This window comes from Pseudorhodoplanes sp., from assembly GCF_035565855.1.
Taxonomy (GTDB): domain Bacteria; phylum Pseudomonadota; class Alphaproteobacteria; order Rhizobiales; family Xanthobacteraceae; genus Pseudorhodoplanes.
The window spans coordinates 1-9800 of the sequence record NZ_DATMRX010000142.1; the positions used below are offsets into that span (position 1 = coordinate 1).

The 9800-nt window shown below is 64.2% G+C and carries 14 protein-coding genes and 1 riboswitch; of the genes, 5 read left to right on the forward strand and 9 right to left on the reverse strand.

The genetic code is table 11. The annotated features are described in order from the left end of the window. A partial coding sequence (locus VN004_RS07990; protein WP_325608734.1) for an FAD-dependent oxidoreductase occupies positions 1–646 on the forward strand: 646 nt, incomplete at its 5' end. A 2-nt stretch (positions 647–648) separates the two neighbouring features. Here VN004_RS07990 and VN004_RS07995 read toward each other — a convergent pair. Together VN004_RS07995 and VN004_RS08000 are read right to left on the reverse strand one after the other, a co-directional pair. Next, positions 649–1518 (reverse strand): CoA ester lyase, encoded by an 870-nt coding sequence (locus VN004_RS07995; RefSeq protein WP_325608736.1) that lies wholly within the window; start codon positions 1516–1518, stop codon positions 649–651. Beyond that, positions 1518–2000: a MaoC family dehydratase gene (locus VN004_RS08000; protein WP_325608738.1), complete on the reverse strand. Its 483-nt coding sequence runs from the start codon at positions 1998–2000 to the stop codon at positions 1518–1520. The genes VN004_RS07995 and VN004_RS08000 overlap by 1 nt, the downstream gene beginning before the upstream one ends. A gap of 126 nt (positions 2001–2126) precedes the next feature. Between VN004_RS08000 and VN004_RS08005 the strand changes: the two genes are divergently transcribed. Together VN004_RS08005 and VN004_RS08010 are read left to right on the forward strand one after the other, a co-directional pair. After that, positions 2127–3296, forward strand: coding sequence for a lytic transglycosylase domain-containing protein (locus VN004_RS08005; RefSeq protein ID WP_325608740.1), 1170 nt, complete (start codon positions 2127–2129; stop codon positions 3294–3296). Positions 3297–3458: 162 nt separating this feature from the next. Next, positions 3459–4634, forward strand: a complete 1176-nt coding sequence (locus tag VN004_RS08010) for a DUF2336 domain-containing protein (protein WP_325608742.1) — start codon at positions 3459–3461, stop codon at positions 4632–4634. A 6-nt stretch (positions 4635–4640) separates the two neighbouring features. On the opposite strand, the gene VN004_RS08015 is transcribed toward VN004_RS08010, so the two are convergent. The 5 genes from VN004_RS08015 to VN004_RS08035 all read right to left on the reverse strand — a co-directional run bounded on the left by VN004_RS08015 (position 4641) and on the right by VN004_RS08035 (position 7157). Then, positions 4641–4844 (reverse strand): ribbon-helix-helix domain-containing protein, encoded by a 204-nt coding sequence (locus VN004_RS08015; RefSeq protein WP_325608744.1) that lies wholly within the window; start codon positions 4842–4844, stop codon positions 4641–4643. Then, positions 4845–5045, reverse strand: a complete 201-nt coding sequence (locus VN004_RS08020) for a hypothetical protein (RefSeq protein WP_325608746.1) — start codon at positions 5043–5045, stop codon at positions 4845–4847. Positions 5046–5187: 142 nt separating this feature from the next. Further along, complete coding sequence (locus VN004_RS08025) at positions 5188–5739, reverse strand: Hpt domain-containing protein (protein ID WP_325608748.1); 552 nt, start codon at positions 5737–5739, stop codon at positions 5188–5190. Positions 5740–5756: 17 nt separating this feature from the next. Beyond that, positions 5757–6299 (reverse strand): response regulator, encoded by a 543-nt coding sequence (locus VN004_RS08030; protein WP_325608750.1) that lies wholly within the window; start codon positions 6297–6299, stop codon positions 5757–5759. Positions 6300–6383: 84 nt separating this feature from the next. Then, positions 6384–7157 carry an NAD kinase gene (locus VN004_RS08035; protein ID WP_325608752.1) on the reverse strand — a complete coding sequence of 258 codons (774 nt, stop codon included), beginning with the start codon at positions 7155–7157 and terminating at the stop codon, positions 6384–6386. A gap of 74 nt (positions 7158–7231) precedes the next feature. Between VN004_RS08035 and cutA the strand changes: the two genes are divergently transcribed. Next, entirely contained in the window at positions 7232–7576 is a 345-nt protein-coding gene (gene cutA, locus VN004_RS08040; RefSeq protein ID WP_325608754.1) for a divalent-cation tolerance protein CutA, read from the forward strand. A gap of 23 nt (positions 7577–7599) precedes the next feature. Here the strand turns inward: cutA and VN004_RS08045 are convergent, their stop codons facing one another. Then, positions 7600–8169 (reverse strand): hypothetical protein, encoded by a 570-nt coding sequence (locus tag VN004_RS08045; RefSeq protein WP_325608756.1) that lies wholly within the window; start codon positions 8167–8169, stop codon positions 7600–7602. 33 nt (positions 8170–8202) lie between these two features. After that, positions 8203–8796, reverse strand: coding sequence for a tetratricopeptide repeat protein (locus VN004_RS08050; RefSeq protein WP_325608758.1), 594 nt, complete (start codon positions 8794–8796; stop codon positions 8203–8205). Between the two features lie 189 nt (positions 8797–8985). Next, a riboswitch (cobalamin riboswitch) is annotated at positions 8986–9188 on the forward strand. 325 nt (positions 9189–9513) lie between these two features. Here VN004_RS08050 and VN004_RS08055 point away from each other — a divergent pair. Then, positions 9514–9800: TonB-dependent receptor plug domain-containing protein (locus VN004_RS08055; protein ID WP_325608760.1), on the forward strand; the 287-nt coding region annotated here is incomplete at its 3' end.

Sequence of the window (9800 nt, forward strand, 5' to 3'; positions counted from 1 at the left end):
CCTGAAATACACGCAGGAGCTTGCGCGGGTCTGCGAACGGATGGGCGGCGTCTTTCACTACAATCATCAGGTGACGGCGCTGCATGCCGATCGCGCGAGCCGCGCGGTGCATGGCGTCGAAGTGTGCGGCCCGGACGGCTATCGCACCTTGCGCGCACGCGACATCGTCGTCGGCATGGGGTCTTGGTCGGCCCCATTCCTCCGCCAATACGGCGTGCGGCTGAACATCTATCCGGCGAAGGGCTATTCGGTGACGATCCCGACCGATGGGTCGAACACCGCGCCGGTCACCAGCCTGACCGATGACGAACTGAAGATCGTCTATTCCAATCTCGGGGACCGGTTGCGCGTGGCCGGTACCGCGGAATTGTCAGGCTATACCCGCAATCTCGACGAGACGCGCTGCCGTGCGATCCTGCGCAGCGTGAAGAAGCTATTCCCGCGGGCCGGCGCCTTCGACCGCGCGACCTTCTGGAGCGGACTGCGCCCGGCGACCCCGTCCAATATTCCGTATGTCGGCCGCACCCGCTATCGCAACCTCTGGCTCAATACCGGCCACGGAACGCTCGGCTGGACGCTCGGCGCGGGCTCGGGCTTTCGCGTCGCCAACATGATCGCGGCGGGCGAGGGGCCCGTGGTGGCGTAGCGTCAGCGCGTCTTGCCGGCCTTGGCGAGCAAGACCTTCGCCCGCAGAAGATGCGGGCGGTCGTACATCTTGCCGCCAATGCCGACGACGCCGGCATCCGGCTGTGCCTCAAAGGCGGCGACGATGCTCTGCGCGTGGGCGATCGCTTCCGGTGTCGGCGTGAAGACCTCGTTGATGATCGCGACCTGACCCGGATGGATCGCCATCTTGGCGGTGAAGCCGTCGCGGCGCGCGTCCTCGCATTCCCGGCGCAGCCCCGCATCGTTGCGAAAGTCGACATACACCGTGTCGATGGCGGGCACCCCGGCCGCGGCCGCTCCGGCGAGACAGAGCGTCCTAGCGAGCCGATAGGGGTCGAGGAAGCCGCCGTTGTCGTCGCGATTGGTCTCGGCGCCGAGCTCGGCGGACAGGTCCTCGGCGCCCCAGGTCAGGGCGGCGAGGCGCGGGCTTGATCCGGGGTAAGTGCCGGTGGTGAACAACGAGGCCGCCGTCTCGGTCGCAAGCGCCACGATGCCGATCGCGCCGTCCGGCAGGCCGGCGATGGCCTCGCGGGCGGAGAGCTTCGCATGCAGATGCGTGACTGAAACGCCACCGGCGGATTTCGGCAGCATGATCGCATCAGGCCGGCCCGGCACGACGGCGTCGAGGTCGTCATCGGTCAGTCCGGTATCGAGCGCGTTGACGCGGACGAGGAGCTTGCAGCCGTCGCGCCTTGCGGTCTGCAGGACGTTGCGCGCGGTGTCCCGCGCCGCGGCCTTGCGATCGGCGGAAACCGAATCCTCCAGATCGATGATCAGCGCGTCGGCATCGCTGGCGAGCCCCTTGTCGAGCTTCTTGTCGGAATCGCCGGGCACGAAGAGGAGCGAGCGCATCAGGCCACCGGCCGCTTCTTGATGAAGGCCTGACGCTTGCATTCGGCAACGAGCTTGCCGTCCTGGTTGAAGCAGCGGTGATGCAGCTCGACGATTCCCGCATTCGGGCGAGACTTCGACTCGCGCTTGCCGATGATCTCGGTGGTCGCATGCAGCGTGTCGTTCTCGAAAACCGGATGCGGGAAACGGGTCTCCTGCATGCCCAGATTGGCAATGGTCGTGCCGGTTGAAATGTCGGAGACCGACATGCCGATCATCAGTCCGAGCGTGAACAGCGAATTCATCAGCGGCTGGCCCCACTCGGTTTCGGTGGCGCAGAAATGCCGGTCGATATGCAGCGGCTGCGGATTGAGGGTCATGTTGGAGAACAACATGTTGTCCATCTGAGTCACCGTCCGGTAATAGCGGTGCTCGTAGGTGCGGCCGACCTCGAAATCCTCGAAAAACAGCCCGCCGCGCGGGTGCCGCTGTGGCTCGCTCATGCTTTTTCCCTCCTACGGCATGTCCGTGCCGGCCAGTGCCTTTAAGACTCCGTTTACCATAATTCGCCAAGGTCGCGACGGTGCGGCAGGCAAGCGCCCCTGTCGGCCGGGAAGGATTTTGCAGCGATGGCGGCGGTCGGAGCCACGACGGCGGCGGGGGCAACGGGGGCGACTTCGGTCACTGCCGCGATCCGCAAGGCGTCCGAAGTCACCGGCGCCAGGTTCAGCTACCTCCTGGCGACCGCCAAGGTCGAATCCAATCTCAATCCGAATGCAGCCGCCAAGACCTCCTCTGCGGGCGGGCTGTTTCAGTTCGTCGACCGGACCTGGCTCGGCACCCTGAAGGAAGCAGGGCCGCTGCTCGGCTATTCGCGTTATGCGGATGCGATCACCCGCACCGGTGACGGCCGCTATGTCATCTCGGATCCTGCGATGCGCGGCGAGATCATGGCGCTGCGCCAGGATCCGACCGCCAATGCCTTGATGGCGGGCGTCTTCACGAATTCCAATGCCAAGCACCTGACCAACAAGCTCGGCCGTGCTCCGACCGACGGCGAGCTGTACATGGCCCACTTCATGGGCGCGACCGGTGCAGCGCGGCTGATTACGGCGGCGGAAAACAATCCGGGTGCCGTCGCTGCCAACGCGTTTCCTGCGGCGGCGCGCGCCAATCGCTCGATCTTCTTCGACAAGAGCGGGCGCGCCCGCAACTTCGCCGAGGTCGCGCGAAATCTCTCCGCGCGTTACGACGTTGCGCAATCCCGCGTCGCCGGCCTGAATGCCGGGACGACCGCACAGAATGTCACGGCCATGCAGCCTGTGTCCGCTGGGCCGAATTCAACCCAAGGCATCGGCGCCGTTGCCGAAACCGCGCGCGTGGCCCGTGCCTATCAGGTGGCGGAGGCGGTGAGCCAGGTGTCCGCGGCTCGGGCCGAAACCGGGGTGCGATCTGTGAACCAGAAGCCGGTGCCGGGCGAACGCGTCTTTCACAACCCTTACCGGACGGCCGAGCGTCGTCAGCCGATCTCGTCTGCAGTCGCCGAACTCTGGGCGCCGCAATCGCGCACCACCCAGCAGGAGCAGGCGCGTCACATTGCCCGCGATCTTGAGCAACGCTCACGGGCGCAAGCTGTGGCGCAGGCGGCAGTCCCGGTGACAGGCGCACAGCCCGCGCAATCGGCGCCTGTTGCGCAGACAGCGGATGTGCGCACCGACACATCCCCTGGCAGCCTCGGCCTGTTCCAGGACACGCGACCGGACGTGCGGTCGCTCTTCACCCAAGGCGTTCGCGGCTAGCCGCGACTTCGCATTCTAAAGATGCGGGCAGGGCAGCGCCCAGGCGCGTTAAGAATCCGGCAATAATCGCAAAGATTTATGGTGAACCCTTTGTTAAGGGCCGCGCGCTAGTCTCCTGATCAGTCGGCGGGGTCATCGTCGCGTCAGCGTGTTGAGCCAGACATGATTGTGAGACAGTTTCTGTTTTGGTTGCGTAGTGCCCCCGCCGGCGAGCGAGCCGAAGCGACATCCGCATTGGCGAGAGCCTATCTCTATTCAGATCTGTCGGACGACGATCTCGCTGCCGCCGAAGGCGCGATGACGATGCTGCTCGACGATCCGTCGCCGCTCGTGCGCGGTGCGCTCGCGGATGTCCTCGCCGCCAGCGAATATGCCCCGGCCTCCGTCATCTACGCGCTTGCCGCTGATCAGCCCGAGATCGCAGCCCTCGTGCTGGAGCGCTCTCCTTTGCTGCTCGACGCCGATCTCGTCGATGCCGTGGCGACGCAGGGCTCGTCCGCGCAATGCGCGATCGCACGGCGCGCCGAAGTGCCGCGGTCGGTCGCGGCGGCGATCGCCGAAGTCGGCTCGGCGGAGGCCTGCCTTGTGCTTCTTGAAAATCCCGGCACCCAGATCGCACAATTCTCGATCGACCGCATCGTCGAGCGCTTCGGTCATCTCGCTCCGATCCGAGAGGTCCTGCTGGCGGGCGAGGGCCTTCCCGCATCGACACGCCAGGCTCTGGTCGCCAAGCTGTCGGAAACGCTCGCCGAGTTTGTGGTCGCACGCGATTGGCTGAACGAGGATCGCGCCCGGCGCGTGGTCAAGGAGGCCTGCGAAAAAGCGACCGTTGCGCTCGCCGCCGACACGCCCGAGGAGGAAGTGCGGCCGCTGATCCGGCATCTGCGCGAGAGCGGTCAGTTGACCGCCGGTCTCCTGCTGCGTGCGCTGCTGTCCGGCAACCTCACCATGTTCGAGGAATCGCTTGCCGATCTCTCGGGTATCCCGTTGTCACGGATTTCGCGGCTGGTTCACGACCGCCGCAGCGATACGTTCCGCGCCGTCTACGAAAAGGCAAGCTTGCCGGCGAGCGCCTATCCCGCCTTCCGCGAAGCACTCGCCACCATGCAGGAGGACGGCTTCCTCGGCGATCCTTCGGGGTCAGCGCGTCTGAAGAGGCGCATGATCGAACGCGTGCTGACGCGCTGCGCCAGTCACGATATCCAGGAAGTCGCACCTCTCATCATGCTGTTGCGTCGGTTCGCCACGGAAGCGGCGCGCGAAGAGGCGCGGATGTTCTGTGAGGATCTGGTTGACGGGGTGATGCCGGATTACGGCACGGAGATGATTGCCGCGTAACGGTCGTCAGTGCCGGCCTTGGCGCTTCGGCGCGGTGACCTTGGCGCTTTCACGCAAAGCCGATTTCAGATCGGTCGGCCTGCCGTGCTTCTTGAGGAGGTCGCGTACGGCCTCGTCCATCAGTTCCTGCATCGTGGTCGCCTTGTCCTCGGCGAGTTCACCCAGGGCCCGCAGGTCCTCGGCGTGAAATTCGATCAGCTTGCGTGGCATCTAGCGGTCGGTCCGCGGGTGATGCTGATGCAGGAAAACCGCAAGCTGTTCGCGCAGCGATTCATCCTGCTCGGAATGATGGCCGGACAACACCGCGGTCTCGAACAGCCTGTGTTGGATGTCGGTTGGCAATTCGCCCCAGGCCTTGATCACGGCCTGCCCCAGGACCAGAGCATAACGGTGTTCGCCATCGGTCTGCATGAGCTTTCCTCCGCATTCGCGAAAGAACGCGGCATCGGCGATAGGGTTCCACATCCGCACTTCCGCGGCAAAAGCTCTGGTCAAGCTTCGCCCGAGGTCAAAATCTTCGGCTCTCCCTCACGTCGGAGCGCTCTACGGCGCGTCACACCAGATCCTGCAGATAGTCTGGCCGATGCCGGTTTTCGTGGATCAGGAATTCATCGGATACATGACGCAATTTGCGGACCAGGGCGGTCGCGATGTCATTGATATCGGGTCTCGCATATTCGCGCACGATCGCCCGGACGGCGTCGACATGCTGATCGACCAGGGCCATCGGGATCCGGGCAGGAACGGGTGAATGTTCAAGCACGCGGCACAGACTTTCGGCCGCACCGGCGGCAAGCGCGAATCCGAAGGTCGCCGCATCGCCCTTGATGTCGTGCGCGGCATGAAACAGCTCGTTGAATGTCGATGTGTTCAAGCCGGCGTCACGGACCTTGTGGCGGGCCGCGTCGAGCCGGTCGCATTCGGCACTCATCCAGCTGGCGAACTCGCCGGATAATTGCGCGAGTGCGGCTTCCGCCTTGGCCAACGGATCGTCGCCCGCAAGCGTGACCTTCGCCACGGCATTTTTCAGCTTGTTGACGGGGATGATGACCTCGTGATCGGCGAAGACGTCGACTTGAATACGATTGCTGCTGCCCGAAATCATCGCAGGACCCTTAGAGATCACTCGGCTTGCGCCTTGATGAACAACGACCGTTGTTGGATGACGTCGGCCTGGCCGCCACGGCGCCGCTCGGGGCCTGAATAGCCGGTATTGGCGCCGCGCCGCCGGTCCGGGCCGAAATAGGTCTTGGTGCGGATGAACGGGCGCGGATTGATCACGACGTTGATGATCCGCTCATACAGCGCCTGAGCCGACAGCGGCTTTGCGAGAAACTCGGTCACGCCTGCGTCGCGTGCCGCTGTCACGCGTCTCTTCTCCGAATGTCCGGTGAGCATGATGATGGGGACGAACGGATTGGCGTTGGCGCCCGGCTGGCGGATCATCTGCGTGAGTTCGAGGCCGTCGAAGATCGGCATCGCCCAGTCTGTGATCACGATATCGGGCAGATGGTTTGTGAAGGCCTCGAGCCCTGCGGCGCCGTCTTCGGCCTCGATCACCTCGCGTGCGCCGAAGCCGTGCAGAAGCGTGCGCACGATGCGACGCATATGCGCATTGTCGTCGACAACGACGAAGCGAAGACGGTTGAAATCGATTCGCGACATGAGCTCAGTGCCGCTGAACCGGCATCGCCGGACGGTAACGGGAGCCTCTTAATGTCGGGTTTAGCTCGCTTTCGCCGCGGATGTCTAATATCCGAATTGTTCGCGTAAAATCCGTTCGTCCAGACTGTGGCCCGGATCGAACAACATGTGCATCGAGATCGTATGATCCATGGCGATCTCGACCGACGTCACGTCACGAACTTCCGAGTGATCGGCCACGGCTGCAACCGGTCGTTTGTCCGGATCGATGACGTCGATGGTGACGCGCGCCGTGTCCGGCAGGAGTGCGCCATGCCAGCGCCTTGGACGGAACGGCGAAATCGGCGTCAAAGCAAGCAGGGGCGCCCTGATCGGAATGATCGGCCCCTGGACCGAAAGATTATAGGCCGTGGAGCCGGCCGGCGTCGCCACCATGATCCCGTCGGCCATCAGTTCCGGCAGCCGCACCTGTCCATCGACCAGGATGCGCAATCGCGCGGCCTGATAGGTCTGCCGGAACGCGGACACCTCGTTGATGGCATAATGCTCGTGAGAATTCCCGGAGCGGTCCTTGGCGCGCATGACAAGCGGATGGATCACCGTCTCTTCCGCCGCCGCGAGCCGCTCCCGCAAATCGGCTTCATTGAATTCGTTCATCAGGAAGCCGACGGTGCCGCGATGCATGCCATAGACCGGCTTGCCGGACCGCATCAGCGCGCGCAGGGTCTGCAGCATCAGGCCGTCGCCGCCAAGCGCGACGACGACGTCGGCTTGTGCCGGGTCGCATGTTCCATACCGCGCCACCAGCCGCGACTCCGCCTCGGCAGCCTCCGGGCTGGAGCTCGCGATGAAGGCAATTTTCTCGTAACGGCGGCTCATCGATCGGGTTCGCTCTCTGCGCCGCTCTTGATATAACGGCCGCGCCCGGTGCTAGCCCCATCAATGAGGATGTTATGGAACGCGTAGTGCTCGTCTACACAACTTATCCTTCGCTTGTCGAGGCGGAGAAGGCGGGGCGGGATGTGGTTGCGCAACGGCTGGCGGCCTGCGTGAATATTCTGCCGGGAATGGTGTCGCATTATTGGTGGGAGGGGCGGGTTCAGCGCGGGGAAGAGGTGGTGATGGTCATCAAGACCCGCGCCTCCTTCGCCGATCGCGTGCGCAAGGCCATCAAGAGCGGCCATCCCTATACGACGCCGGCGATCATGGTCATTCCCGTGGAGTCGGTGGAGGACACCTATCTGCGCTGGATCATGACCGAAACAGACCGCGCGGCGCTCGCGCCGAGTGCGAGCTAGCGCCGGCACGATCGTCCGCCCGATCAATAGGTCAGGCTGTCACTGGCGAGAGCCAGCTTCAGGGACGTGTAATCCTCGCAATCGGTGCCGCAGATCGCGGCGATCGCCTGAAGATGGTCCTGCGCCCTGGCGCGGTCGCCGCGTTCAAGATGCCACAGGCCGTAATATTGCCAGGTGCGCGTGTGCTTCGGATCGGCGGCGAGCGCCTTCTCGTACCAGATGCGCGCGTCCTCGGTGCGGCCGAGCTTGCGGCTTGAAAAGCCGATCAGATTGGCGACGTCGGGATGGTCATCCTGCCCAAGCGTGCGCAGGACAGCAATAGCCGCCGCGTAATCCTGCCGCTTGTAGATGAGGTCGTAGGCCGTGCGGTAGCCCTCGAGAAACTTCTCGGACTTCCTGTCCGGCGTTTTGGCCTTTCCCTCGGAGGACGGTTTGCGTTTCCCGCGGGGCGCTTTTGGTTGCCCCGCGGGATCGGCGGATTGCAGCTGCATGCCGCCCGACGGCGGATTCTGAATGCCGGCCGCGCATGCAGCGGAGACGGCGAGGGCGCCGCTCAGCATCGTGGCCAGCATTGCGGATCGAAACAGGGGCATGTCAGCCTCAAGGTCAGCAGAAGCGATTGGCGGTCAGTAGGTGACGTTGCCATTCAGCGCGTCGCGCAGCGAGGTGAATTCCTCGCAGCCTTCGCCACAGATCAACCTGACGCGTTCAAGATGTTGCTCGGCCTTGGCGCGGTCGCCGCGTTCGAGATGCCACATCCCGTAATATTGCCAGGTGCGCGTGTGTTTCGGATCGGCGGCGAGCGCTTTCTCGTACCAGATGCGCGCGTCTTCGGTGCGGCCCAGCTTGCGGCTGGCGAAGCCGATCAGGTTCGCGACATCCGGATGTTCGTCGTGGCCCAGCGCGGTCAGAATGACGAGGGCGCCGGAATAATCCTGCCGCTTGTAGATCGCGTCATAGGCTTGCTTGTAGCCGTTGCGGAAATCGAGGTCCGATTTCTTGTCCGCCGGCTTGGCATCCGGCTTTGCGTCCGACGGTTTTCCATCCGGCGCCTTGCTGTCGGCGGCGGGCGTCGCGTCTTTCTTCTCGTCTTTCTTGTCAGTTGCAGCGCCGGCTTTCCCGGGCTCGTCCGACGGCATTGCGGAGGCTTGGCCGGAGATTGTGAAGACCAGGGCGGCAGCGGCTGCGAAACACGCGATGCGTTGAATGAGACGTGTCATGGCTGGGTGCTCATGGTTGTCGGTGAAGCGCGATGATAGTCCAAGTCGATGCTCGATGACGATGCTCGATGACTTTGCGCGCCGGGCACCACCCGCAAGGTCAGCGGCGTACACCTTACCGGTTTTTCGTGTCGATCTTGTGCCGCCCGCTCAAAACAGCGTGATCTTGACTTAGGCGAAGTGCCGGTGAATCATCCGTGCCGCACTGGTTCTCCGGTCTCCGCCGGAGAGGCAAGAGGGAACACGGAACGGTCGACCTGGCCGAAGCCGTGGCTGCCCCCGCAACTGTAAGCGGCGAATCTGCATCCAGCACATGGCCACTGGGCAACCGGGAAGGCCGGATCAGATGACGACCCGCGAGCCAGGAGACCTGCCAGCGCAGTCACCCAACCGGTGGGCGGGGCGTCCATACGGAGCGGTTGTTCGCAGCGGTGACGCTTGAAAGCCGATGCGAAGGCCGCCGGGCGATTCTCCCTGCGACTTTTCCAAAGGCGTGAGCGGCGCTGACCGGCGTGCGACGGCATATCTCGCTGCCGCCGATGGTATGCGTGCGTTCGCGTGCCCTTCGCATCGGGTGTGTTCACCCGAACTCCGGCCTTGCCGGAGCGAACGAAGGGCCGTGCTATGGGGACGACATCTACAACGAATCAAGCGACAAGGCGGCGCCGTGCGGTTGCGCTCGCTGCGTTATTGTCATCGGCAGCGTCCGGCGCTGCGATGGCACAGAGTGTGACGCTGCCGCAGATCAACGTGACCGAGACGCGGCTTACCGGTATCGGACGCAGTGTCGGCGGCGGAAACCAGACCGTACCGGGCGGCCCGCCCGATGGCGCTCCATCCGGTACGGTGGACGGGATTGCGGTGGCCGGCGCGGGTATCACCGGAACGTCGACCACGGTCATTACCGGGGAAGAGATCGAGCGCTCACCCGAGCAAAATCTGCCGGCGATCCTGTCACGCCAGCCCGGCGTTCAGGTTCAGAGCCTGTATGGCGGCGTGAATGG